Origin of the sequence: Haloparvum sedimenti, from assembly GCF_001462205.1 — an archaeon.
GTDB lineage: Archaea > Halobacteriota > Halobacteria > Halobacteriales > Haloferacaceae > Haloparvum > Haloparvum sedimenti.
Genome location: NZ_LKIR01000135.1, coordinates 82,552 through 106,206, shown reverse-complemented (window position 1 = coordinate 106,206; position 23,655 = coordinate 82,552). Strand labels below are relative to the sequence as shown.

At 69.8% G+C, this 23,655-nt stretch carries 22 protein-coding genes; 11 read left to right on the top strand and 11 right to left on the bottom strand.

The window, feature by feature from the left end; all coding sequences use genetic code 11:
- On the top strand, positions 1-583 hold a 583-nt coding region (locus AN233_RS12505; protein ID WP_125920034.1), incomplete at its 5' end, for a transporter associated domain-containing protein.
- A 74-nt stretch (positions 584-657) separates the two neighbouring features.
- Here AN233_RS12505 and AN233_RS12500 read toward each other — a convergent pair.
- From AN233_RS12500 to AN233_RS12485, 5 genes are all read right to left on the bottom strand, one after another.
- Positions 658-1,866, bottom strand: coding sequence for an inorganic phosphate transporter (locus AN233_RS12500; protein WP_058367108.1), 1,209 nt, complete (start codon positions 1,864-1,866; stop codon positions 658-660).
- Positions 1,867-1,995 carry a DUF7859 family protein gene (locus AN233_RS18270; RefSeq protein WP_281176564.1) on the bottom strand — a complete coding sequence of 43 codons (129 nt, stop codon included), beginning with the start codon at positions 1,993-1,995 and terminating at the stop codon, positions 1,867-1,869.
- 350 nt (positions 1,996-2,345) lie between these two features.
- Entirely contained in the window at positions 2,346-2,867 is a 522-nt protein-coding gene (locus AN233_RS12495; protein WP_058367107.1) for a metallophosphoesterase, read from the bottom strand.
- A gap of 49 nt (positions 2,868-2,916) precedes the next feature.
- Positions 2,917-7,152, bottom strand: coding sequence for a replication factor C small subunit (locus AN233_RS18400; RefSeq protein WP_080508465.1), 4,236 nt, complete (start codon positions 7,150-7,152; stop codon positions 2,917-2,919).
- A gap of 103 nt (positions 7,153-7,255) precedes the next feature.
- Positions 7,256-7,801: a CDP-2,3-bis-(O-geranylgeranyl)-sn-glycerol synthase gene (locus tag AN233_RS12485; RefSeq protein WP_058367106.1), complete on the bottom strand. Its 546-nt coding sequence runs from the start codon at positions 7,799-7,801 to the stop codon at positions 7,256-7,258.
- A gap of 149 nt (positions 7,802-7,950) precedes the next feature.
- Here AN233_RS12485 and AN233_RS12480 point away from each other — a divergent pair, with 149 nt between their 5' ends.
- Together AN233_RS12480 and AN233_RS12475 are read left to right on the top strand one after the other, a co-directional pair.
- Positions 7,951-8,790 carry a proline dehydrogenase family protein gene (locus tag AN233_RS12480; protein ID WP_058367105.1) on the top strand — a complete coding sequence of 280 codons (840 nt, stop codon included), beginning with the start codon at positions 7,951-7,953 and terminating at the stop codon, positions 8,788-8,790.
- A gap of 68 nt (positions 8,791-8,858) precedes the next feature.
- Entirely contained in the window at positions 8,859-9,482 is a 624-nt protein-coding gene (locus AN233_RS12475) for a DUF502 domain-containing protein (protein ID WP_080508464.1), read from the top strand.
- A gap of 51 nt (positions 9,483-9,533) precedes the next feature.
- Here AN233_RS12475 and kdgK1 read toward each other — a convergent pair whose 3' ends face one another.
- Together kdgK1 and mutL are read right to left on the bottom strand one after the other, a co-directional pair.
- Positions 9,534-10,499, bottom strand: a complete 966-nt coding sequence (kdgK1, locus tag AN233_RS12470) for a bifunctional 2-dehydro-3-deoxygluconokinase/2-dehydro-3-deoxygalactonokinase (RefSeq protein ID WP_176696691.1) — start codon at positions 10,497-10,499, stop codon at positions 9,534-9,536.
- Between the two features lie 95 nt (positions 10,500-10,594).
- Entirely contained in the window at positions 10,595-13,060 is a 2,466-nt protein-coding gene (mutL, locus tag AN233_RS12465) for a DNA mismatch repair endonuclease MutL (RefSeq protein WP_080508463.1), read from the bottom strand.
- Between the two features lie 130 nt (positions 13,061-13,190).
- On the opposite strand from mutL, the gene AN233_RS12460 reads away from it, so the two are divergent.
- Complete coding sequence (locus AN233_RS12460) at positions 13,191-14,294, top strand: M20 family metallopeptidase (protein WP_058367104.1); 1,104 nt, start codon at positions 13,191-13,193, stop codon at positions 14,292-14,294.
- A gap of 237 nt (positions 14,295-14,531) precedes the next feature.
- A complete protein-coding gene (locus AN233_RS18265; protein ID WP_281176563.1) occupies positions 14,532-14,660 on the top strand; it encodes a DUF7503 family protein in 129 nt (42 codons plus the stop codon).
- Between the two features lie 10 nt (positions 14,661-14,670).
- On the opposite strand, the gene AN233_RS12455 is transcribed toward AN233_RS18265, so the two are convergent.
- Positions 14,671-16,743 carry a hypothetical protein gene (locus AN233_RS12455; protein WP_058367103.1) on the bottom strand — a complete coding sequence of 691 codons (2,073 nt, stop codon included), beginning with the start codon at positions 16,741-16,743 and terminating at the stop codon, positions 14,671-14,673.
- 160 nt (positions 16,744-16,903) lie between these two features.
- On the opposite strand from AN233_RS12455, the gene AN233_RS12450 reads away from it, so the two are divergent.
- Positions 16,904-17,860, top strand: coding sequence for a succinylglutamate desuccinylase/aspartoacylase family protein (locus tag AN233_RS12450; RefSeq protein ID WP_058367102.1), 957 nt, complete (start codon positions 16,904-16,906; stop codon positions 17,858-17,860).
- Complete coding sequence (locus AN233_RS12445; protein WP_058367101.1) at positions 17,860-19,017, top strand: pyridoxal-phosphate dependent enzyme; 1,158 nt, start codon at positions 17,860-17,862, stop codon at positions 19,015-19,017. The genes AN233_RS12450 and AN233_RS12445 overlap by 1 nt, the downstream gene beginning before the upstream one ends.
- Before the next feature lie 72 nt (positions 19,018-19,089).
- Here the strand turns inward: AN233_RS12445 and AN233_RS12440 are convergent, their stop codons facing one another.
- Positions 19,090-19,275, bottom strand: coding sequence for an HVO_0416 family zinc finger protein (locus AN233_RS12440; RefSeq protein WP_058367100.1), 186 nt, complete (start codon positions 19,273-19,275; stop codon positions 19,090-19,092).
- 110 nt (positions 19,276-19,385) lie between these two features.
- Here AN233_RS12440 and pyrE point away from each other — a divergent pair, with 110 nt between their 5' ends.
- From pyrE to AN233_RS12425, 3 genes are read left to right on the top strand one after another with little or no spacing between them, the layout of a single operon-like run.
- Entirely contained in the window at positions 19,386-19,925 is a 540-nt protein-coding gene (gene pyrE, locus AN233_RS12435) for an orotate phosphoribosyltransferase (RefSeq protein ID WP_058367099.1), read from the top strand.
- 4 nt (positions 19,926-19,929) lie between these two features.
- A complete protein-coding gene (locus tag AN233_RS12430; protein ID WP_058367098.1) occupies positions 19,930-20,202 on the top strand; it encodes a hypothetical protein in 273 nt (90 codons plus the stop codon).
- Between the two features lie 41 nt (positions 20,203-20,243).
- Entirely contained in the window at positions 20,244-20,528 is a 285-nt protein-coding gene (locus AN233_RS12425; RefSeq protein ID WP_058367097.1) for a hypothetical protein, read from the top strand.
- A 36-nt stretch (positions 20,529-20,564) separates the two neighbouring features.
- On the opposite strand, the gene AN233_RS12420 is transcribed toward AN233_RS12425, so the two are convergent.
- Positions 20,565-21,686 carry a DUF373 family protein gene (locus tag AN233_RS12420; protein ID WP_058367096.1) on the bottom strand — a complete coding sequence of 374 codons (1,122 nt, stop codon included), beginning with the start codon at positions 21,684-21,686 and terminating at the stop codon, positions 20,565-20,567.
- 88 nt (positions 21,687-21,774) lie between these two features.
- Positions 21,775-22,488, bottom strand: coding sequence for a DUF6517 family protein (locus AN233_RS12415; RefSeq protein ID WP_058367095.1), 714 nt, complete (start codon positions 22,486-22,488; stop codon positions 21,775-21,777).
- A 124-nt stretch (positions 22,489-22,612) separates the two neighbouring features.
- Between AN233_RS12415 and AN233_RS12410 the strand changes: the two genes are divergently transcribed.
- A complete protein-coding gene (locus AN233_RS12410; RefSeq protein WP_058367094.1) occupies positions 22,613-23,611 on the top strand; it encodes a radical SAM protein in 999 nt (332 codons plus the stop codon).
- The last annotated feature ends 44 nt before the right edge of the window (positions 23,612-23,655 follow it).

The window sequence follows — 23,655 nt, the reverse complement described above, 5'->3', positions numbered from 1 at the left end:
CGACAACATCGTCGGCGTCGTCAACGTCCGCGACCTCGTGCGCGAACTGCGCTACTCGGAGGGTGAACCCTCCCTCGAACGCGTCGTCAAGCCGACGCTGCACGTCCCCGAGTCGAAGAACGCCGACGAGCTGCTCCAGGAGATGCAGGACAACCGGCTCCAGATGGTGATCGTCATCGACGAGTTCGGCACCACCGAGGGAATCATCACGCTGGAGGACATGGTCGAGGAGATCGTCGGCGACATCCTGGAGGGCGACGAGCCCGAGCCGGTGGAGTTCCTCGACGACAACACCGCGGTCGTGCAGGGCGAGGTGAACATCGACGAGGTCAACGAGTTCCTGAACATCGACCTCCCGGAGGGGCAGGAGTTCGAGACGCTCGCCGGCTTCGTGTTCAACCGCGCCGGTCGCCTCGTCGAGGAGGGCGAGGAGATCGAGTACGACGGCGTGAAGATCCGGATCGAGCGGGTCGACAACACCCGGATCATGCGGGCCCGCGTCACCGTCACCGACGAGTATCGGCGCGAGGACGGGGACGAAAGAAGCGACGAGGAGAACGAAGCGCTCGACGCCGGGGAGTAGCTGCGTCAGCGCGGTCGGTCAGGACGAGGGCGCGCCGCACCCACAATTTCCGTCCCGGCAGGTCCGCACCCACCTTATCCGAACAGCGCCGAGACGATCCAGTAGACTGAGAACCCGAGTCCCAGCGCCAGCACCAGCGAGCCGACCCACGCGAGCACGGTGTAGAGCATCTTTTGCCGGCTGACGCCCGCGTCGCCCGCCGCGAACCCGGAGCCGACGATGGCGGAGACGATGATCTCGTTGAACGAGACGGGGATGCCGAACGCGACCGCCGCCTGGGCGATGGCGAAGGAGGGGATCAGCGCGGCGATGGAGCGGCGCGGGCCCATTGAGGCGTAGTCCTGCGAGATGGCCTTGATCATCCGTGGCGCGCCGGTCCACGAGCCGACGAGCAGGCCGAACCCGCCGCCGACCAGCACCGCCCATAGCGGCACCGACACCTCGCTGAGCAGGGGGACGAGCGGGCCGATGGCGAGCCCAACCTGCGACCCGCCGGCGGAGAAGGCGACGAGCCCCCCCAGCGCCAACAGGAAGCGGCGCTGGGCGCCCGCGCGGTCGCGCCCGAGGTCCGCGAACACGGCCACCGCCACGAGCGCGGCGACCGCGGCCGACACGACGACGGTCCCGACCGCGAACCCGGCGACATCCGGGATCCCGACCGTTTCGAGGCCGAGACTCCCGCCGATCGTCCCGGCGATCGAGCCCGCCTCGCCCTCGGGTCCGAGCGCCGCGAACCCGACGTTAGCGACGATGACCCCGACAGCGCCGGCCAGGGCCGCGGTGAGCCCGCGCTCCGGGAACCGGTCGCCGATGAGCGCGCGGGCGGTGAGGAACGCGACGCCGCCGCCGACGAACGGCGTCAGCACCCACAGCGTGAGGATCTCGCCGTACTTTGCCCACGCCGGGTCGCCGCCCATCGCCAGCCCGACGCCGACGACGGCCCCGGTGACGGTGAACGCGGTCGCGATGGGGTAGCCCGCGAAGACGCCGACCGCGACGAGCGCCGCGGCCGTGACGAGCGCGACGATGGCCGCGCCGGCGGTGAGCGTGACGCCGCCGATAAGCTCGGTCCCGACCGCCTCGGTGACGTTTGCGCCCTGCAGCACCGCGCCGAAGAAACCGAGGACGCCGACCACGAGGCCGGCCCGCATTACCGAGATGGCGTTGGCGCCGACCGCGGGCGCGAACGGGGTCGACCCCGAGGATCCGGCGCCGATCGACCACGCCATAAAGAGGCTGGCCGCGCCCGCCACGAGAAAGGTGACGGCGGTTTCGAGCGCCATCTACCGTTTCCCGTCCTCGTAGCCTTCTCGGAGTCCCAGCACCGTCCGCCGGACGAGGAGGTATCCGAAGAGGAAGAATCCGACGAGCACGGCGATCAGGCCGAGGTAGATGGGGTCCTGCAACGGCATACGCCGCGGTAACCGGGGCACCGGGTTAGGCGTTTCGGCGAGCTGCGACGAACCGCTGCGCCGTTCGGTTGCTAAAACGGCCGTTTGTGCTTAGACCACCTATATACTGTCAACCGGTCTAGTTGAGGATGCGGCATCGGTGTCGGCTCGCCCACCGCCGACCCGACCGCGAGACCGTCCGGCCGCTGCCAGCACCGTCGCCGACCCACCCACATCGCGACGCCCACCGTCGCGACGCCCCCCACGTCGCGTCCCCACCCGCCGGACGGACCGTTTCGCCCCGCTTCGGCCCTCCACTCGCCGACGCCGTGGACAGTCCACCGGTGCCGGTGTCTTCTTCCGACCCCGCGTCAGTCGGAGCGTCGCGGCTCGACACGAAAGCGCTCGAACGTCTCACCCTGCGGCGTCACGAGCCGTCCGTCGAGCCCGTCACCGTCGGGAACGAGTTCGGCGTGTGCCGCCCTGTTCCCGCGCGGCTGCGTGTGGCTGCCGGGGTTGAGGAGCGTGACCGCGCCGGTCGCGTCGACGGTGGGCCTGTGGCTGTGCCCGAACACGACCGCGTCCGCGTCGCGCTCGCGCCCGAACAGCGCCAGCGCGGTCGTCCCGCCGCGGCGCGTGTGCGTCACGGCGAACCGGACGCCCGCGTACTCGACGACGCGCTCGGCCGGGAGGCGGTCGCGGACCGCGGCCGTCGCGTTGTTGCCGGTCACCGCACGGAGCGTCTCGGCCGCCTCGTAGAAGGCGTCGAGCGCCGATTCGGTGTAGAAGTCGCCGGCGTGGATCACGAGGTCCGCCTCGCGGACCGCCTCCAGCGTCCGCCCGGTCAGCCGATGGCCCTCCTCGCTGTGCGTGTCCGAGACGACCGTGAGCATGGCCGCGGATTCGCGACCGCCGGCAAAAAGCCCGTCCGTCGCGGGCGGCCTACGCGTCGACGGCCAGCGAGGCCAAAAGCGACTCCAGCTGGACCTGCTCGTTGGCGCCCTCGGAGATCCGGTAGTCGGCCTCGCCGACGCGCTCCATCAGCCGCACCGCCTCGCGCTCGGAGAGGTCGAACTCCCAGACGGAGCGGTGGAGCTGGTCGATCACGTCGCCGCCCGCCATCCCCGTCTCGGTGAGGAGGGTGTCCAGCGTCGCGCGCGCCTTCGAGAAGTCGCCGTTCAGCGCGTCCCGCACCATCGACTCGATCTCCTCGGGCCGGGCGGTCGCGGTGATCGCGTACACCGCCTCCTCGTCGACGACCTCGCCCGTGGTCGCGGCCGCCTGCAGGGAGTTGATCGCCCGGCGCATGTCGCCGTTGGCGGCGTACACGAGGGCGTCGACGCCCTCCTCGGTCACCTCGATCCCCTCGGTCTCCGCGATCTCGCGGACCTGCGCGGCGACCGCCTCGTCCGACAGCGGCGAGAAGCGGAAGACGGCACACCGCGACTGGATGGGGTCGATGATCTTCGAGGAGTAGTTACACGAGAGGATGAACCGCGTGTTGTCGGAGAACTGCTCCATCGTCCGGCGGAGTGCTGACTGGGCGTCGTCGGTGTTGTGGGTCAGGATTCCGTTTGCGAGCATGAAGTTCGGGGTGCTCTCCATGGTGATGTTGTAGGCCTTCCCACGGTGGCTGTGCTCTATCCGGTGAATCCCGACGGTGTCGACCGTCCGTAGACCTCCGTCGGAGACGATGGCGGGGTCGAAATCCTCGCGCGTGTAGTGTTCGTGATGGGGAAGGTCACTGTCTCCCACGACGACGAAGGTGTATTCGTCTCCGTACGTCTCCAGGAACTCCTCTACCTTCTCCACTTGTCCCCATAGTTCTGCGACTCCTTTGACCTCAATCACCGTGTCGTCAACGAGGAAGTCGGGATGGAAAACGGAGTCGGCCAGCTCGAACGACGGTTCATACTCGTACTCGACATCGGCGTCCTGCAACGCCTTCGCGACCTCGTACTCCCAATCGGACCGGACGAGGTGGCCGAGTTCCTCACTGTGCCTGATGTTCCCCCCGGTGGGCTCGTGGCCCTGGAGCGCTTCCGAAACCTTCCTTGCAATCTCCGGGTCCCGCATCGGGTTGTTGTCACCACTGATGTCACAGACCGGATAGTCACAGTTTTCCACGCTCTTTTCGATGACCTTCGTCCGTTCCTCCTCGCTGAGGCTGGCCCACCACTCGGAGGTTGCTTCGCCGATACGCTCCTTGACTGCGTCGGGGTCGGCGTCGACAACCCACTCTTCCCACGATGTCCCACTCCGCATCTCGCTGATAGTCTCGCGGACGCGCTCGACCGTTTCCTCGTCCATCTCCCAGACGAAGTCACCGTGGAACTCCCCGTCGAAGTTCGGGTTATTTTCGCCCGCGAATCGACCATCGGAGAGCTTTTCGACAATCTTCTTCCGTCTCTCGTCCGACCACTCCTTGCCATGCATCGGGTTTCCTTCCCCTTGCATTTCGCGGCTGTGGCCGTCGTTTTTGCAGCCGAGGGAACAGAACCGCCCTGCAGTCCAGTCGCCACAGACCTCACATCGTGACAGACCGGCGTCGTCTCTGAAGTCCGCTATTTCGTCGCCCGGCGACAGCTCGCGGAGCTCCGTTTCGACGAGCCTGCCGTCTTCTCCGACCGTGAAGAACGGATGGGTCGGACTCGCAACGATCGTTCGTCCGTCGATCAGCTCGACCTCGAAAAAGTCCGCAGTTCCGGAGTCGACCAGCTTCCCCTTGTCTGACTGGATCTCGTTCGTCTCGAAGTCGACCGATGGGATCGGTTCGCCGTCTGTCGATACTTCCTCGATCGGTTTCACCTCCGGCGACGAGGGATATCCTGTGACCACCTCCGTTCCTGGTGGCACGCACAGCGAGTCGGCTTCATCAAGGAATATTATCCGGTGGTCGTGTCCCCCGAACGACGACCGCGCGAAGCTCTTGATCCGGTCGCGGACCACGTCGATCCCGCGCTGGTCCGAGGCGTTGAGCTCGAGGAAGTTGCCGCGCCAGTCGTCCTCGCCGTATACCTCGCGGGCGATGGCCGTGGCCGCGGTCGTGTTGTGCATCACGGTCGGGACGCGTCCGGCGACGTAGTTCCGGGTGCCGGGCATCGTCAGGTCGTACACGCGCTCGTCGGCTTCGACGCGCTCCACTGACTCGACGCAGTCGTAGTAGAGGTCGTTGTCCGCGAGGCGGTTCGCCTTATCGACCTGCTCGATGGCGTCGAGCGACAACCGTCGGTTCGCGAGCGAACGGAGACGCTCCGCAACGGAGACGAACCGCGTCAGCGACCGAACCTCCGAGTCGTCGGATCGGAGGAGGTTCGTGAGGTCGGGAGTGGACAGCTCCATGTCCTCGACGATCTCGGCGTAGCTGACTCCGAGCAGGTCGACGGCCTCGCGGAGCCCTTCCTTGACGCGTCCGACCCGCGCCTCCTCGACCGGCCGGCCGATCCGGTCGAGGATCGTGCGGGCTCTGTCGGCACGCGGGGTTCGTCGGCCGTCGCTGTACTCGAGGAGCCGGTCGGTTCGCGCGCCGACGGCCTCCGAGACCTCGTGACGCGTCTCGATGGGGGCCAATTCGGCACGTCCGTCGACCCACGTCGCCGGAACGCTCGCGGTCGCCTCGATCTCCGGCTGGATCTCGTCGAGGCGTTCGAGCGCGAGCTGGGCGTCGTCCATCCGCTCCAGCGCGGCGACGACGGCGCCGTCGAGCGCGCTGCAGTACGCCTCTCGCCCGGGCGAGTCGGGGTCGAGCGACTTCGGGAGGTGCTCGGTGACCGGAACGTCGAACCGGTCACAGAGGTCACGGAGGACCGTCTGCGCCGGGACCGTGTCGAAGTTCGGGTTCGACTCCTTGTCGGCGTGACGCGCCAGTTCATCGGCCTTGTAGTCGACGGCGAACCCGATCTCCTTGCGGAACCTGTCGAGCGCGGTCGCGCCGGAGAGGTAGAGCGCGCGGTACGTGCGTTCCGTTCCGGTCCCGTTGGTCGCGGACTTCGTGAGGTCCTTCTGTCGGGACGGGACCCCGAACGTGGAGAGCAGATACGCGAGCAGGGTCACGTGGTCCTCGTTCTTCTGGGTGAGTTCGACGGTTCCCTGTGCGCCGACGTGTGCCTCGGCGTCGAACATCGCGCGCACGAACGCCGCCCGCGACTGGTCGTCGGCTCGGAGGATGGCGGAGCCGATCCCCCCCTTGCGGCTCGCTCCGGCGAACACGTCGAACACCGACTCCAGATAGTGCGTCAGTGTGCGCGATCCGATCCGGACGAAGGGCACGTCCTGCTGTACGCCGCGCGATGTCTCCACGTCGAAGCAGTCGTGGGCGGCGGCCTCGAACGCGTCGAGGAGCTCCTCGTCGGTGTTGTAGAACTTGATCTTGCCACCCTCGATCCGAGCCTCGCTCACAGCCAGTCCCACGAAGCGAGCCAGTTCCGGCGTGACCTGCGACGGCGGCGTGATGCTCCGGGATCTGTGGCCGTGGACGTTCACGTACTCGATCCGGGTCACGTCCTCCGGGTCGATCGGTCGGTCGGCCACCGCGAGTCGGGCGAGCGTGACGGGAGCGTCGACCCCGAAGTCGGCGGCCGCGTCGTCGGTCAGCGTCACCTCCGTCCGCTCCGGATCCATCGCCTCCATCCACGGAAGTTCGGCCGGCCCGTCGGGCGCCGGGACGCGGCGTGGCCTCGCGATCCGGTCCCCATCGGAGAGGTCACGCGCGGGGATCCAGTCGAACCCCTCGCCATCGACTACTCGGAGCTTATGCTCGGGCGTGACCCGGAAGCTCCCGCCGTCACGCGTCTCGATCTCGACGAGTTCGTCGGCTTCCTTGCCGAATACGTGCGAGGGGGACGCGTACTCGAAGGAGCCGTCGTCGGCCAGCGTCGCGACCGACAGCTCAGAGTCTGCGTCGTCGAAGCCCTCGGTCTCGCCGACGACGTCCTCGACGCGTTCGAGGCCAGCGTCCGTGAGAACCGGCGTGTCGCCAGTCACACACTTCCCAACGCCGGCGGGGCCTGCAAACAGAAGGTGCGGGATGTCCTCCTGCTCGATGTAGCTCTGCAGGCGCTCGACGATCTCCTCCTGTCCGTGGATGTCGTCGAGGGTCTGCGGGCGGTACTTCTCGATCCAGATCTCCCGGCCGGTCGCGGCCGCCGCGTCGTCCTCGTCGCCCTCGGCCTCGCTCATGGTCGGTTGAGGGGACGGTGGGGACATAAACGGTCCGAGACGGCGCCCGCGCGGCCGGGGGCGAGCGCGTCCGCGGGGTCCGTCGCGCGAGGACTGGGCCGGCTCACCAGGGTTCGTTCTTGACGCCGATCTTGAACGCGATCACGTTCGTCGTGACGTGGAGCAGCGGGGTGATCAGCAGGACGGCGGCGATCACGCGCGGCGTGAACGTCGCGAGGAACCACGCGGGGTCGGCGACGAGCGCGCAGGCCATCGCGCCGACGACGAAGTCGAGCTGGTCGAGGCCGGGGAACGCGGCGCCGCGCTCGCGGCCGGAGCGGCGCTTGAGGAACGAGGCGCCGACATCGCCGAGCATGGCGCCGAGCGCCAGCGCGAACCCCGCCGCGAGCGAGAACTCGGGGAGCGCCTCGATGCCGGTCGCGGCGACGACAGGGTCGCGGACGGCGTTGAGCGCGAGCGCGAGCAGGGTGCCCGCGAGCGTCCCCACGGCGGTGCCGCGCCACGTCTTGCCGTCGCCGAGCAGGCGGGCGCCGTTCCACGTCCGGCCGCCGTCGATGGGGCGGCCGCCGCCCGCGAGGACGGCGACGTTGTTCGGCACGTAGGCTGGCAGCATCGCCCAGAAGGCGGTGGCGACGAGGGAGACGACCATACCGGGACCGCACGCCCGGCGGCCGTATATAGCGTGTGGAAGGACGGCGACGAGAGGGCGGAAGCGGCGGCCGGCCGCGGGAGCGTGTGGGCGCCGCTCCGCCGGCGCGGACGGCAACCCTGATTACGCGCCGGCAAAAATTTCGGACCATGATCCCGCCGATCGCGAGCCGGTTCGTCGCGGGCGAGACGCCGGCGGCCGCGCTCGACCACGCGCGCGAGCGCAACGACGAGGGCGTGAAGGTGATCTTGAACCTGCTCGGGGAACACTACGACGACCCGGAGCCGGCCCGCGAGGACGCGGCCGCCTACCGGCAGCTGATCGACGACATCGCCGACACGGAGCTGGACGCCTGCGTCTCGGTGAAGCCCTCCCAGATCGGGCTGGACGTCTCCGCGGACCTGTTCGCGGAGCTGTTCCGGGGGGTCGTCGAGCACGCCCACGAGCGCGACGTGTTCGTCTGGTGCGACATGGAGGACGCGGACACGACCGACGCGACGCTGGACGCGTTCGTGGACGTGGCGACGGACAACCCGTGGACGGTCGGGCAGTGTCTCCAGTCGAACCTCAAGCGCACCCGCGAGGACCTGAAGCAAGTGGTCGACGTGCCGGGGAAGGTCCGGATCGTGAAGGGCGCCTACGACGAGCCCTCGGAGATCGCCTACACCGAGAAGGCGCGCGTCAACGAGGCGTACCGGGGCGACATCGAGTACCTGTTCGAGCACCGCGACCGCGGCGTCGCGGTGGGGAGCCACGACCCGGAGATGGTCTCGCTGGCGCGGCGGCTCGGCGAGGAGCACGGCACGGACTACGAGATACAGATGCTGATGGGCGTCCGCGACGACGCCCAGCGCGACCTCGCGGCGGAGGACGTCGAGGTGTGGCAGTACGCCCCCTACGGTGGGAAGTGGCTCTCGTACTTCTACCGGCGCATCCGCGAGCGCAAGGCGAACCTGCTGTTCGCGGTGCGGGCGGTGCTGGGTCGCTAATCACTCGGACCGCGCGAGGCTCGTGTAGAAGCGCTGATAAGGGGCGGCTACGCATACCCACCAAGTAGATGTCCACGTGGAAACGCGACTTCGCGAGCGGACTCATCGTCCTCGTGCCGCTCATCGTCCTCCTGCTGCTGGTGCAGTGGATCTACCGGCACATCGTGGCGCTCCCGTTCATCGGCGAGTTGGAGCCGGGGTGGCTCCCCACCGGGGTCGAGCCCGTCTACCGCGTCGTCATCGCGATCGTGGTGTTCACGACGCTCGTGCTCGCGGTCGGCTACTTCATGCGGACGACGATGGGCCGCGTCGCGGAGACCAAACTCGATGACGCGATCAACCGGCTCCCCGCGCTCCGCGTGGTGTACAACGCCTCCAAACTCGCCGTCGAGACCGCCCTCTCGGGCACCGACGAACTCCAGACGCCGGTCCACCTCGAAACGTGGGACGGAATCCGCATGACCGCGTTCAAGACGGGCAAGAAAACGACCGACGGGAAGGTCGTGCTGTTCATGCCGACCGCGCCGAACATCACCTCCGGCTACGTGATCGAGGTCGAGCCGGAACGCATCACCGAGACCAATGAGAGCGTCGAGGAGGCGATGACCCGGATCCTTTCGGCCGGCTTCGCGGAGTCGGCCCACCAGATCCCGGTGGAAGAAGAGGGGAGAAACACCGCGGACCGGGACTGAGCGGCGGCGACGGCCGGCCGGGATCCGTCGACGCTCGCGGTCGGTCGTCGGCTATCGGTCGATGCCGCCCTCGCCGCCGATGACGCGCTCGACCTCCGCGGGCGTGACGACGGCCAGGTCGCCGTCGACCGTCCGCTTGAGCGCGGCGGTCGCGGCGGCGTACTCCAGCGCGTCGGCCACGTCGCCGCCGTCGAGCCGGTGAGCGAGGAACCCGGCCACGAAGGCGTCGCCGGTTCCGATGGCGTCGAACGTGTCGGCCTCGAAGACGCCCTGCTCGCGGACCGACCCGTCCGCCAGCGCGAGCGCGCCCTCCGGTCCTCGAGTGACGACGACGGTCTCGAAGCCGAAGTCCGTCGCCAGTCCGTGGGCGATGTCGACCGCGTCGCCCTCGCGGTCGAGCACGCGCCGCGCGTCGCGGACGGGGACGAACAGCGTGTCGATATCCGGGAACAGGGATTCGTAGGCCGACTTCGCCGCCTCGGGGCTCCAGAGCTTCGCCCGGTAGTTCAGGTCGAACGAGCGCGTCACGCCGTGCTCGCCAGCGGTCTCCAGCAGCGACGCTGTCGTCTCGGCCGCCTCGGCCGAGAGCGCGGGCGTGATCCCCGTGGTGTGAAACCGGTCCGCCGACTCGAAGACGCCGGTCGGCAGTTCCCCGGCGGAGACCCCGGTGATCGCGGCGTCCGCGCGGTCGTAGATCACGTTCGTCCCGCGGGGCTCCCCGCCGTGTTCGAGGTAGTAGGTCCCGACGCGGGTTCCCTCGGGGTCAGCCCACGAAACGCCGGTGCGGACGCCGTGGCTGCGGAGTTCGCTCACGATCCGGCGGCCGAGCGGCGAGTCGGGAAGCCGCGAGAGCCACGCCGCGTCGACGCCGAGCCGCGCCGCGCCGACCGCGACGTTGCTCTCGGCGCCGCCCGCCTGCACGCCGAGCTCGCGGGTCGTCTCCAGCCGCTCGCCGCGCGGGGGCGACAGCCGCAACATCGTTTCGCCGAACGTTACGAGGTCGGTCACGCGTACCACTCCATACCGGGCGCTCGGCTGGGTGCACCATAAGCGGGGGGATCCGTAGGAACGAGCGCGGCGCCCTCCTCCGCGCCGCGTCTTTCCGATAACCCTTACTCCGCGCGGCGTCCGGCGTGGCCGGGGTAGTCGCGCTCGAAGCGGTCCTCGATGTCCGTCCGGTCGAACGCGATGACGACCGGCCGGCCGTGCGGGCAGGCGTAGGGGTTCTCGCAGTCGTCGAGTGCCGCGAGCAGGTCGACCACGGAGCCCTCGGTCAGCGACGTGTTGCCCGTCACGGAGGGGTAGCAGGCGAGGTCCGCCAGCAGCTCGTCGACCACGTCCGCGACCGGTTCGTCGCCGTCGGCGGCGTCGCTCACCAGCGATCCGAGCACGTCGCGCACGAGGTCGGGGTCGAGCGTCGCGTCGAACACCGCCGGGACCGCCGACACCGCCACGGCGCGCTCGCCGTCCCGCTCCGCCTCGAAGCCGATCTCGGCGAGGTCGTCGGCGAACTCCGCGAACAGCGCCGCCTCGCGGGCGGTCAGCTCCACCCGAACCGGCTCCGCGAGCGCCTGCGCGGCCGCGCCGTCCGCGAACTCGCGCTGGAGGCGCTCGTAGTTGACGCGCTCGTCGGCCGCGTGCTGGTCGATAAGCACCAGCCCGTCGGGCGCCTCCGCGACGACGTAGGTGTCGTGGAGCTGGCCGAGCACGCGCAGCGACGGGAGGCGCTCGTACTCGCGCTCCGCGGTCGCCTCGTCTCCCCCGAGCGTGCGCTGGCTCCCGGCGTCGGTGACGCGCCGCGAGGATGCGGCGGGCGCGTCGGAGCGGCCGCCGGAGCCGGGGACTGTACCGCGATCGGCGTCTCCGTCGACAGAAGAACTCCCCGCGTCCCCGTCGACAGAAGGACGTCCGGTGTGTGCGTCCGCCTCGGTGTCCGTCTCGGCATCGGTGTCCGTCTCGGCATCGGTGTCCGTCTCGGCATCGGTGTCCGTCCCGGCGTATGCGTCCGACTGCCACGCCCGCGGTGAGGGCCTGTCGCGGTCCGTCCGGCTCGCGTTGTGATCCGGGAGTCCGCCGCCGCTCCCGTCGTCCGAGGCCGCGTCCTCCGCGGACCCCGCAGCCTCGGAGCCGCCGCCGAGCCCCTCGACGGTCCACGCGTCGGCGTCCTCGGGGTCAAGCTCCGTCGCCGTGTCGGCGGTCTCGACCCCGTTTCTGTCCGCGGTCGCGTCCGCGTTTCCGTCGGCAGTCGCGCCCGCGGTCCCGCCCGCATTTCTGTCGTCTGTTCCGCCCGCATTTCCGTCCCCGGTCGCGTCGGTTCCGCTTCGCTCCCCCACGCCGGCCGCGCGCTCGTGGTCGGTTCCGGCGCCGCCGACCGCCTCCGCGTCGGCCGACTCGGGGGAGACGCGCGCCTCGTCGGGGGCCGAGCGTCCGCGGGGTGCGGTCGAGCGGATCAGGCCGTGGTCGAGCAGGGCGTCCTCGACCGCCTCCTCGACCGCCGCGACGACGGCAGCCTCCTCGTCGAAGCGCACCTCCATCTTGCGCGGGTGGACGTTCACGTCGACCGCGTCGGTCGGCACCTCCACGAAGAGGACCGCGAAGGGATAGCGGTCGGGCGCGAGCTGGCCGCCGTAGGCCTCCACGACCGCGTTTCTGAGCCCCCCGGCGGTGACGTAGCGGTCGTTGACGAACGTCGCGAGGTACTCCCGGCCCGCGCGGGTCGTCTCGGGGTGGGAGACGAGGCCGTGGACGCGCCGGACGGGGGTCTCGCCCTCGCTGTCGGGTTCGGCGTCGGTCCCCGGCGTCCACTCCACGTCGACCATCGCCTCCGCGACCTCGCGGCCGTAGACCGCGAGGACGGCCGAGCGGAGGTCGCCGTTCCCCTCGGTCGCGAACACCTCGCGGCCGTCGTGCTCCAGCGAGACCGCCACGTCGGGGTTCGCGAGCGCGTACTGCGTGACCACGGTGTTGACGTGGTCGAACTCGGTCGCGGTCGTCTTCAGGAACTTCCGGCGGGCGGGGGTGTTGTAGAACAGGTCCGCGACCTCGACGGTGGTCCCGGTCGGGCAGCCGGCCGGTTTGACCTCGCCCACGTCGCCGCCCTCGACGGTGATCTCCGCGCCCGCGCCGGCCGCGTCCCGGGGGCGCGAGCGGAGGGTGAGTCGGGAGACCGCGCCGACGGTGTACAGCGCCTCGCCGCGGAAGCCGAGCGTGCCGACGCCGGCGTCGAGGTCCGCGGCGCCGTCGATCTTCGAGGTGGCGTGCTCCGCGACCGCGGCCGCCAGCTGGTCGCGGGGGATGCCGACGCCGTCGTCGCGCACGCGGATCGACTCCGTGCCGCCCGCCTCGACGGCGACCGAGACGCGGTCGGCGTCCGCGTCGAGGCTGTTCTCGACCAGCTCCTTCACCACCGAGGCGGGGCGCTCGACGACCTCGCCGGCCGCGATGCGCTGGACCGCCCGCTCGTCGAGGTGGCGGATCGTCGGGGTCGGGTCCGCGGTCGCGTCCGCCGAGTCGGCGCTCTCCGCGTCGCCGTCCCGTCCCGGGCTCTCTCCGTCCCCGTCCTCGCCCGTGTCGCTCATTACCCCGTGGTGGGCGCGTGCGGTACTTGAAGCCGTTGTCCGGGGCGACGCGGCGTCGGTTGTCCGGCGATGCTCCTCCGGCCTCGCCGGCTCCCGCCGATTTATGCCCTCGCGCGTCCCACCGCCGGATGTGACGGAACTCGCCGACCTGACCGCCGAACTGGTGTCGATCCCCTCTCACGAGGACGAGACGGACGCGGGCGACGCCATCGAGGCGTGGCTCCGCGCGGAGACCGACGCCGCCGTGGAGCGCGACGAGACGGGCAACGTCGTCGCCCGCCGCGGCGCGACCGACGACCCCGACGCCACGACTCTGGCGCTCGTGGGGCACCACGACGTGGTCCCGCCCGCGCCCCGCCAGACGACCGACGACGGGGGGTACGTCGTCGAGGAGCGCGACGGACGGCTCTACGGGCGCGGGACGGCCGACATGAAGGGGGCGGTCGCGGCCTGCATGCTGGCGTTCCGCGACGCCGCGGTACCCGCGGGCGTCGAACTCGTCGTCGCCTCCTTCGTGGGCGAGGAGGTGGGCGGAACCGGCGCCCGCGCCGCCATCGACGCGGGGTTCGCACCGGACTACGCGCTGGTCGCGGAGGGGTCGACGAACTACTCGAAGGCGGGCGTGACGGACGTGGTCGTCGCACACAAGGGCCGGCGGGGGTCGACCGTGCGCGCGACGGGCGAGGCCGCCCACGCCTCCGAGCCGGAGTCGGGCGTCAACGCGGTGTACCGCGCCTGCGACGCAGTCGACGTGATCCGCGACATCCAGTTCCCCGAGGCCGAGGTCTTCGGCGAGACGCTCTCGGGGTCGGTCGCGGTGACGAAAATGGACGGCGGGGACGCGTGGAACGTGATCCCGGACGCCTGCGAGGTGACCGTCGACGAGCGCACCGTGCCGGGCGAGCGCGCCGACCTCGGGCGCGTGGAGGCGCTTCCGGGCGTCGAGTGGGAGGTAGATCAGGACCTCCCGCCGATGGCCTGCGGGGACGACGCCTTCGCCGAGGCGGCGCTCGCGGCCGCCGAGGCCGCCCAGGACGGCGACCCCGAACTGGTGACGAAACCGCACGCGACCGACGCCGGGTGGCTCGCCGAGGTCGGCGTCGAGTGCGTGGTCTGTGGCGCCTCCGAGCCGGGCGAGGCCCACACCGAGACCGAGAGCGTCTCGCTCGACGTGCTCGACCGCTGTTACCGCATCTACCGCGAACTGGCCGAGAACCCTCCGAAGAAAGACTGAACGCGGTCGGATCGGCCGATCGAACCCGGTCCGTGGACCACCGCGGCGCAGTTTTCAGAATCGATACGCGGACGCGCGGAACTTTTAGGACCCACTCACAATTCCGGAGCGACCGGCGACCGAGACGGCCGGCGCGCCGCCGCCGAAGATAATTTCTGAAAATATCTGATTAGATCATCAGAAATGTATCAATACTTTTACATAGACATTTCATTTCAAACCGGTGTTTCTGAAAGTATGGAAGCAATCAGCGCTTACCTGTCCGAGAACCCGAAGATGACCGGCGTCCTGTTCATGACCCTGCTCCTGCTGTCGCAGGCCGCCCCGGCTGCGGCGAACGTCGGGTCCGCAATGCCCGGTCCGTAATCCCAGTTTATTACATCGGAAGGAGTTCGTCGCTCCAGTGTAGCTCGCCGTTGACAAATACTGGAAACACTTCTAATTCTAGCAGTCGCTCTATGTTATCGGATGAGATATCATGGATCGTAACTTCTCCCGGAACCAGACAGTGCTGATCTAATGCGTCAGTACTCAGCGTGAATAACGTCCCGATCCCGAACCCGCCCAGCGGATAGGTCTTGACGGTGAGGTCGTACGTTTCCTGATCCCTCTCACTGAGTTCGAAGATCGACGCGATTCCGCTCCGGCTCTGGCACAACGTCACGCCACCGTCCCCGAGCACGCTGTACTGATGGCCGGTGATCAGGGCGCGCTGGGCGACGTGGAGCGCGGTCCGAAGGTTGAACCCGCCGTTCATCAGCCGAGCGACGATCCGGCCGAGCTCGGTCGCGGGCGCGTTCGCCACGTCTGTCAGCGTCGCGATCCCGCCGCGGCTCCCCGCCTCGATGAGCGCCTGTCCCTGTCTGTAGGACTGACACGCGTTCAGGAGGAAGGAGTCGACCCCGATCTCCAGGGAGGCTTCCGTGAGGTCCAGGAACCCGTTTGCACACTGCATCCCGCGGTCGTCGACGTGCCCGATGTAGTGGAGAAAGTCCACGTCGGACGCGAGCAGCTCCCGCATCTCCGCCCGGGTCAGGTCGTGTGTCACCTCGATGTCGAACTGCAGCATGTCGCGGAGCCCGTACAGGGCCGCCACCTCCCCCTCCTCCCGCATTCGGTCGTCGTTGCAGACGACGCTCACCGAGATCGGCCCCCGTTCGGGCGTGCCGCGGCCGATGCGTCGCCGGTACGCCTCGATGGTCGCCTTGTTGGCGCCGATCGGGATCCCCTCCCCGACCCAGGCGTGCTCGACGGTGTCGACCGGATCGGGCTGGACGAACTGCCCGTCGTCCACGGTGAATCCGGTCCCCCGATCCGTCGCGCCGCGGACGACCGACGCGTCCGTCGGCGACCGAAGGAACTCGGAGCCGTGAGTCGCCTCCGGGCCGGTGTCCGACGGGTCGGCCTCCGGACAGCGGATCAGCGACAGGTCGTCCGCGAGGTACGGCAGGACTGAGACGTTCTCCGCGGTCGGACGCACGTCCGTGGTGAGCGACCACTGCGGGAGGAGCGGCTCCAGGTCCTCGAACGGCACGTCGAGGTACGCCCCCAGCCGCTCGGAAAGCGGCAGGTGGTACAGCCTCGCGTACTCCAGGTCGAGAACGTCGTCCAAGCGGTCCCGCTCGTACAGCTCGACCGGATAGAACCCCTCGGTCCGAACGAGACAGTCGAGATAGAAGGTCCGCCGTAACAGGCGGGAGCACCGCGCCTCGAAGTCGGGGGCCAGCGAGTGGCTCCATCCGTCTCCGCGAAGCTCGGGCGCCGACCCCGGAACGACCGTGGCGTCGAGGTAGTGCGCGATCGAGGCGCTCGCGAAGACGTAGCGATACTCGGGCGGCACGACGATCTCCACCCCGGAATCGGTCTCCTCGACTGAGTCCGGGACCGAAAAGCCGTCGCCGATCTCGATCAGCGGCGGATGGCCTCGCAGGGTCGGAAAGGACCGCTCCGGACTGGTCGTGGCGAGCGACGATCCCAGAAGCGAGACGGCCCGCATCACCGACTCCGGGTCGGACGGCGTGGTGATGGTCCCCGCCGGCTGGTCGTTGAGCGACCGGAATCCCGCGGAGACGACCGTCTCCCCGTCGAACGCGATCCGTGAGCGTTCGTCACCGGAGACGACTGCGAACCCGGAGCGGACGTGCAGGTACGTCTTCGTCGGCGTCGGCGACACTTGCACGTAGTACTCGCCTTCGGGCACCTCGATGTCGGCCCCCTCCGCGACCACCGCCCCCGTGACGTCCCGCACGACCACGTTCGCGACGCGGGGCACCGTGACCGACGACGTCGAGAACCGAACCGCGGCGTCGACCGGGAAGTAGTGGTTCTCCCCGTCGGTGGGGACGGGAGCGACAGGTCGGTCGGTGTAGAGTTCGAACTGCGCGTTCTCGATGTGGTCCGTGACGCGCAGTCCGTTGCCCTCGACGAGCGGGTCGATGTCGATGCTCATTGGGTGGTCACGACGGCGGGGCGTCGACGACCGCAGCCCCACGCCGTCTGTGGATCGGTTGGCTCGCTATTCGCCAATTGCCCGGATAAAGGTTGTGTCGTCGGCGGAGTCACCGGGTCGGACCGAACCGATAAAGAGTCGCCCACCCCTCCGTCCGCTAATGACCACGCTGGGAACGGCGAATGCGGCCCCTGGGGAGACGGACACGGGGCGGCTTGAGGTGGGCGAGACGCGGGACGGGAGCCCGGTGCGGCTCCCGGTCGCAGTGATAAACGGCGCCGCCGACGGGAAGACGCTGTACGTGCAGGCGGTCAGCGACGGCGACGAGCTGAACGGGCTCGGCGTCGTCAACCGGGTCGTCCCGCGGATCGACCCCGCCGAACTGTCCGGGACGGTGCTCGTCGTCGGGATCGTCAACTACCACGCGTTCCAGGTGGCCGAACACCGCAACCCCATCGACGACACGAAGATGAACCGGGCGTACCCCGGCGACGAGAGCGGGACCACCTCGGAGCGCATCGCGGCCGCCACCTTCGAGGCGGCGATGCGCGCGGACCTCATCCTCGACCTCCATCAGGGCTCCACGAGCCGGATGATCGACGAGGTCCGGGTGCGGTGTGGCCCCCGTCACCGCCTCCACGGCGACTGCCTCCGGCTCGCGAAAGTGTTCGGCTGCGGCTACGTCCTCGACCAGAAGGGTCCCGACGGCCAGCTCGCCCGCGCCGGCCCGGACGAGGGCGTCCCGACGATCGACCCCGAGCTCGGCGGCTGCGTGGGGTGGGACGAGGAGTCGATCCGGAAGGGCGTCGAGGGGACGTTCAACGTCCTCCGCTACTACGGGTTCCTCGACGGCGACGTCGAGGTGGAGACGCAGACCCGCTCCCGCGGCTTCGACCAGTACGCCTCCCCCGCCGGCGGGCTCGTGCGGTTCAAACGCGAGATCGGCGCGGAGGTGTCCCGCGGGGAGGACCTCTTCGAGGTGACCGACGTCTTCGGCACGGTGAAGGCGAACGTCACCGCCGACAGCGACGGGATCTTCTGGCGGTCGCGCCGGCTCCCCCAGGTGGCTTCCGGCGAGTACGTCTGCTCGGTCGCCGTCGACGTGGACAGCTACTGATGGCCCGCGAGGACGGACCGATCACGGACGGCCCCACCGCGCTCCGATGCCCCGACTGCGGGGCGACCTACCGCGACCGCTGGCGCTGCACCTGCGGCTCCCCGCTGCGATTCGCCGAGCAGCCGCTGCCGGAGCCGCCGGCCCCGGACCCGGAAGCGTTCGACGCCCGCGAAGGGCTCTGGAGTTTCGACGACTTCCTCCCGGTCGGCGACGACCCGGCCGATCGCGTCACGCTCGGCGAGGGCGCGACGCCGCTCGTGGACGCGGACGCCGGCGGGGGTGCGGACGCGCCCGACTGGGACGCCTCGTTCAAGCTGGAGTACGTCTTCCCGACCGGCTCGTTCAAGGACCGCGGCGCGACGACGACGCTCACCCGAGCCCGAGAACTGGGCGTCGAGCGCGTCGTGGAGGACTCCTCGGGCAACGCGGGCGCCGCGGTCGCGACCTACGCCGCCCGCGCGGGGATCGACGCAGAGGTCTACGTCCCGGCGGGCGTGAAGGAGTCGAAGCTGACGGCCATCCGCCGGACCGGCGCGGAGCCGGTCCGGGTCCCGGGGAGCCGAGAGGACGTGACCGACGCGTGTCTGGAGCGCGTCCGCGAGGGCGACGCGTGGTACGCCAGCCACGCGTGGAACCCCGCGTTCTTCGCGGGAACGGCCACCTTCGCGTACGAGGTGGCCCACCGGCGCAACTGGACCGTCCCGGACGCCGTGGTGACGCCGCTCGGACACGGCACCCTGTTCCTCGGCGCCTACCTCGGCTTCCGGGCGATGAAGGCGGCGGGGTGGACCGACCGCGTCCCCCGGCTGCTCGGCGCGCAGGCCGCCGGCGTCGCGCCGGTCGTCCGCGCGCTCCACGGGCCGGACGCCGCGGACCCCGCGGACGCGGTCAACGACGCCGCCGACGGCATCCAGATCGCGGAGCCGGTCCAGATCGACCGGATCCTCGAGGCGATCGCGACCACCGACGGCGACGCGGTCGCCGTGACCCAGGCCGACGCCGAGCGCGAGCTCGACCGGCTCCACGCGGCCGGCTTCTACGTCGAGCCGACCTGCGCCGTCGCGCCCGCCGCTCTCCGCACGTTCCGCGAGCGCGGCGTGATCGCTCCCGACGAGGACGTGGTTGTTCCGCTCACCGGGAGCGGGCTGAAGACGTAGCCGGCGCTCGCGCGCTGCGAAATTTCTGAAAACGGACCGGTAGTGGCGCGGCCGACGCGGCCGACGCGACCGTCAGGCCGCAGGATCCCAGCCGCAGACCCCGCAGGTCGCGGCCGACTCGTCGTGAAGCGCCCCGCAGTCCGGACACTGCTTCTTGTTATACGATCGCTCCCAGCGTACGATCTCCGTCTCGTGGCCGTTGTCCGCGAGGAACTCGTCGAACAGCTCGTCGTCGTTCGTGCTGGGTGCAGACGACATACACGGCATGGTATGACGTACCACTATATATGTCTTTTTGCCGTATCGGCGATTCGAGAACGGCGGTCGTTCCGACCCGTTTATGCCGCCCGCGGCCGCCTACGCGAGTGATGCCCGACGACGCACCCGACGACCTCATCGCGGCGTTGCGCGCGGCCGACGCCGTGCAGTACGGCGAGTTCGAGCTCTCCCACGGAGGCACGAGCGACTACTACGTCGACAAGTACCTCTTCGAGACGGACCCGCACTGTCTGGACCTCATCGCGGCGGCGTTCGCTGACCGGCTCCGCGACACGGACGCGACCCTCGCGGGGGTGGCGCTCGGGGCCGTCCCGCTGGTGGCGGTGACCGCGGTTGAACTCGACCGCCCCTACGTCATCGCGCGCAAGCAGGCGAAGGAGTACGGCACCGGCAACCGGATCGAAGGGACCCTCGCCGAGGGCGAGGAGGTCGTCGTGCTGGAGGACATCGCGACGACCGGTCAGTCCGCGGTCGACGCCGTCGAAGCCCTCCGGGAGGCCGGCGCCGTCGTGAACCGCGTGCTGGTCGTGGTCGACCGTGAGGAGGGGGCCCGCGAACTGCTCGCGGAGCACGACGTGGAACTGGACGCGCTGGTCACCGCCTCGCAACTGCTCGACGACCGGGAGTGACCCCATGGCCGCAACCGTCGTCCCCGTCGACGGCCTCGCTATCGCCGTTCCGCTGCAGATCGGCGGCGAGACGGTCGCCATCGCCGCCATCGGCACCGCCGCGGCGCTGGCGCTGGTCTATTTCGGAGTGAAGTTCGCGGCCGGCGCCCGCGAGTACCTGCAGGTGCGGCGGCGAGACGCCGCGCCCGAGGACGAGGAGACCGGCGGCGGACGCGGGAGCGACGATGACGACCGGAAAACAGACGGTGACGACCGCGGGAACGACAGCTCCCGGTAGCCGGCGACATCCTTTTGTGACGAGACGGGAGTCGTTGGAGCATGACCGTGCCCTCCGTGCTCCAGTTCGGCGTTCCGGGCGGTCCGGAGCTACTGATCGTCTTCCTGCTGTTCGTGCTCGCGTTCCCGGCCGCCTCGCTGGCGCTCGGCGTCGGGGTCGGGTGGTGGCTCCGCGGGCGCCGCGGCGGGGGCGATACCTCTTCGGCCGACACGGCTGCCGCGACCGACGACGGCCCCACAGCGGCAGAGACGGACGACACCGGCGCCGACGCGGACTCAGCGACCGACGACGCTGGCGCCGACGCGGACGACCGCGACGCACTCTGATCCCGGCCCGGACGGTCGGTGGGGGCGACCGTCGGGTCAGGTCGGCTCCGCCGTCGAGGCGATCCGCGACTCGACCACGGCGAACGTCAGCGTGCTCAACACGCCGAGCAGCGTCCCCGCGGTGAGCGCGAGCGCGAGGTCGCCGAGCGTCAGCCTCGTCACGCCGGGGACCCCGGCGGGGAGGAAGAACCCGGAGAGGGCGTACAGAACTACCGCGATGGCGACGACGTAGAACGGCGCGTTGAGGTAGCGCCAGCGGAACCGGTCCGCGAGGTACTCGTCGGTCACCTGGCCCAGACTGGAGGTGATCCCCGCGGCGGCGCCCCACTGGACGAACCCGTGGACGAAGGCGGCGGCCGCGGTGCCGACCGGGACGGTCCCGCCGCCCGCAAGAGCGCGGACTCGATCGACGGTCTCGACCGCCTGCACGCCGCCGATGATCAGCAGCGCGAGCGCGACGACGTAGGTGATGAGCGTCACCCGGCCGGCGTACAGCACGTTCCGGACGCGGTCGGCGACCGTGTCCACGCTGGCCTCCAGTCCGAGTCCGCGGAACAGCGAGTAGAGTCCCAACAGCGCGGAGATGAGTCCCAGCACCGCGGCGCCGGCCACGTTGAACAGGTTTGCCACGACGACGAGCGGGTAGATCAGGAGCAGGATACCCAGCGGCACGAGGACGGTGCCGCGGGTTTCGGGGTCCGCGAGCACCTGCTTCATCGTGTAGTACATCGATTCAAGGTTCTGCGCCTGCCGGACGACGACGCGCCGGACCCCGTCGATCGGCATCCGCGAGCGGATCACGGGGAGGACGGACTCGTCCTGCGCGCCGTCGGTGATGACGACCGCGCGCACCTCCTCGCCGGTCGCCAGCTCCGCGAGCACGCGGTCGACCTCGTTGCCCACCTTGCGGTTGGCCTGCACGTCGGAGCCGTCGACGCCGGTGACGGCCGCGACCTCCACCTCCTCGCCGGTCTCGGCGGCCAACTCGTCGTGGACGTTGACGCCCTGAAAGAGCACGTTCACGTCGGAGTCCTCCGGGTCGGCGGTCGCGAGCGCGACCGCGGCCTCGGTGACCTCGTCCGCGCCGATCACCGGGGTGGGGATCCCGGTCTTGCGGCCGAGGTCGTCGTCGAGGTCGACACAGAGAACCAACAGCATCGGGACGGGCTACGCGGTCGCTCGGCATATGCTTTCGGCCACGGCGACGGGCCGGGAGACGGTCGAGGACTGCCCCGGCGGGCCGCGTTCAGGCCTCAGGGTGCTCGATCCCGTTCAGCAGCGCCCGCACGGCGTCCCCGTCGCCGACGGCCTCCGGATAGGCGCCGATCCCGACCACGAAGTCGCCGCCGACCGCGACGGGGTCCGCGACGTGGAGCACGAGGTCGACGGTCACGCCGCTCTCGGCCAGATCCGCGCGGGCGTCGTACTGGACGACCCGCGACTGGCTCCCGGCGACGGTCGTCTCGTACTCCGAGCGCCGCTCGAGGTCCTCCACGCCGTCGTACCGGCTCTGGACCATCTCGGCGAGGTCCTCGCTGGACATGTCGCCGACGGGGTTGAACGTCCGGCCGAGCACCTCGATCTGCGGGGTCGAGAACGCGACGAAGACGGCCGCCTGGAAGCGCTCCCCGAGGATCTCCACCGCGCGGTCGTACTCCGCGAAGTGGCTCGTCACCTCGACCTCGCGAGTCTGGTCGGCCACCTCGAACGACTCAGTGCGCACGTCCTCGCTCACGTCGACGAGCTCGTAGCCCGTCTCCGAGAGGGTCGCGTCCGCGACCGTCGCCGCCTCCGCGTCGAACTCCGCCGGCCCGGAGCCGGTTATCAGGTCCGTATCGATGCCCGCACAGCCCGCCAGCCCGACGACCGCCGCGGCGCCCCCGGCGGCGAGCAGGCGGCGGCGCGTGGTTCCGGTCACGGCGTCCGCGCGGTCAGTCGCCTCGCGTGCCTCGCGTTCCATGACCGTCCGGAGGCGCTCGCGAGGCACAAACCTTCCGTCAGACACCGCGTCGCACGGGAACGCGGCACACACGGGGCGGACGCTCCGGACGCTTTTTGAGTCCCGAGCCGGTAGAGAGGGACGAATGATCTCGAAGGGCTGTGAACAGTGCGCCAAGGGCGGGAAGATGGTCCTGTTCGTCTACGGCTACTGCGACCAGCGGGACTGCTTCTACTGCCCCCTCGGCGAGAACCGGAAGAACGTCACGGACGTCTACGCCAACGAGCGGAAGGTGGAGTCGGACGAGGACGTGCTCGCGGAGGCGGAGCGCATGAGCGCGCTCGGCACCTCCATCACCGGCGGCGAGCCGCAGGAAGCCCTCGAGAAGACGTGCCACTACCTGGAACTGCTGAAGGAGGAGTACGGCGAGGACCACCACACCCACCTCTACACCGGTATCCCCGGCGGCCGCGAGAACATGCGGCGGCTCTCGGAGGCGGGCCTCGACGAGATCCGCTTCCACCCGCCGCTGGAGCTGTGGGGCGACATGCACGGCACCGAATGGGAGGAGATCCTCCACATCGCCCGCGAGGAGGGACTCACGCCCGCGTTCGAGATCCCGGGCATCCGCGCCGAGCCGGAGTTCCTGGAGTTCCTCGACGAGGGCGCCGCCGAGTTCTGCAACATCAACGAGTTCGAGATGTCCGACGGCAACTACCGCCGGATGCAGGAGGAGGGCTTCGAGCTGCAGGAGGGCCACATGTCCGCGGTCGAGGGGTCGAAGGACGACGCCATCCTCGAGGAGATGGCCTCCCACGAGAAGGTGTACTTCTGTACCAGCGTCTTCAAGGACGCGGCCCAGCACCGCAACCGGCTCAAGCGCATGGCGAAGAACCTCCGCCGCGAGTTCGACGAGGTGACCGACGACGGCACGCTCGTCTACGGGAAGGCGTACGCGCCGGCCGAGCGCTTCGAGGAGCTCGGCGTCCCCGAGGAGTTCTACACGGTCAAGTCGAACCACGTCGAGGTGGCGTGGTGGCTCTTGGAGGAGATGGTCGAGGACGGCGACCTCGACGAGGGCGAGATCGTCGAGCAGTACCCGACCGTCGACGGCACGGTCGTCGAGCGGACGCCGGTCGCGTAGCCCGGCCGTTTTCTGCGCCCGGCCGTTTTCTGCGCCCGGCCGCG

Excerpts from the sequence above, each read along its gene's own strand:
- AN233_RS12500 (WP_058367108.1), bottom strand. The coding sequence starts at position 1,866 with ATGGCGCTCGAAACCGCCGTCACCTTTCTCGTGGCGGGCGCGGCCAGC.
- AN233_RS18270 (WP_281176564.1), bottom strand. The coding sequence starts at position 1,995 with ATGCCGTTGCAGGACCCCATCTACCTCGGCCTGATCGCCGTGCTCGTC.
- AN233_RS12495 (WP_058367107.1), bottom strand. The coding sequence starts at position 2,867 with ATGCTCACGGTCGTCTCGGACACGCACAGCGAGGAGGGCCATCGGCTG.
- AN233_RS18400 (WP_080508465.1), bottom strand. The coding sequence starts at position 7,152 with ATGAGCGAGGCCGAGGGCGACGAGGACGACGCGGCGGCCGCGACCGGC.
- AN233_RS12485 (WP_058367106.1), bottom strand. The coding sequence starts at position 7,801 with ATGGTCGTCTCCCTCGTCGCCACCGCCTTCTGGGCGATGCTGCCAGCC.
- AN233_RS12480 (WP_058367105.1), top strand. The coding sequence starts at position 7,951 with ATGATCCCGCCGATCGCGAGCCGGTTCGTCGCGGGCGAGACGCCGGCG.
- AN233_RS12475 (WP_080508464.1), top strand. The coding sequence starts at position 8,859 with ATGTCCACGTGGAAACGCGACTTCGCGAGCGGACTCATCGTCCTCGTG.
- mutL (WP_080508463.1), bottom strand. The coding sequence starts at position 13,060 with ATGAGCGACACGGGCGAGGACGGGGACGGAGAGAGCCCGGGACGGGAC.
- AN233_RS18265 (WP_281176563.1), top strand. The coding sequence starts at position 14,532 with ATGGAAGCAATCAGCGCTTACCTGTCCGAGAACCCGAAGATGACCGGC.
- AN233_RS12455 (WP_058367103.1), bottom strand. The coding sequence starts at position 16,743 with ATGAGCATCGACATCGACCCGCTCGTCGAGGGCAACGGACTGCGCGTC.
- AN233_RS12450 (WP_058367102.1), top strand. The coding sequence starts at position 16,904 with ATGACCACGCTGGGAACGGCGAATGCGGCCCCTGGGGAGACGGACACG.
- AN233_RS12445 (WP_058367101.1), top strand. The coding sequence starts at position 17,860 with ATGGCCCGCGAGGACGGACCGATCACGGACGGCCCCACCGCGCTCCGA.
- AN233_RS12440 (WP_058367100.1), bottom strand. The coding sequence starts at position 19,275 with ATGTCGTCTGCACCCAGCACGAACGACGACGAGCTGTTCGACGAGTTC.
- pyrE (WP_058367099.1), top strand. The coding sequence starts at position 19,386 with ATGCCCGACGACGCACCCGACGACCTCATCGCGGCGTTGCGCGCGGCC.
- AN233_RS12430 (WP_058367098.1), top strand. The coding sequence starts at position 19,930 with ATGGCCGCAACCGTCGTCCCCGTCGACGGCCTCGCTATCGCCGTTCCG.
- AN233_RS12425 (WP_058367097.1), top strand. The coding sequence starts at position 20,244 with ATGACCGTGCCCTCCGTGCTCCAGTTCGGCGTTCCGGGCGGTCCGGAG.
- AN233_RS12420 (WP_058367096.1), bottom strand. The coding sequence starts at position 21,686 with ATGCTGTTGGTTCTCTGTGTCGACCTCGACGACGACCTCGGCCGCAAG.
- AN233_RS12415 (WP_058367095.1), bottom strand. The coding sequence starts at position 22,488 with ATGGAACGCGAGGCACGCGAGGCGACTGACCGCGCGGACGCCGTGACC.
- AN233_RS12410 (WP_058367094.1), top strand. The coding sequence starts at position 22,613 with ATGATCTCGAAGGGCTGTGAACAGTGCGCCAAGGGCGGGAAGATGGTC.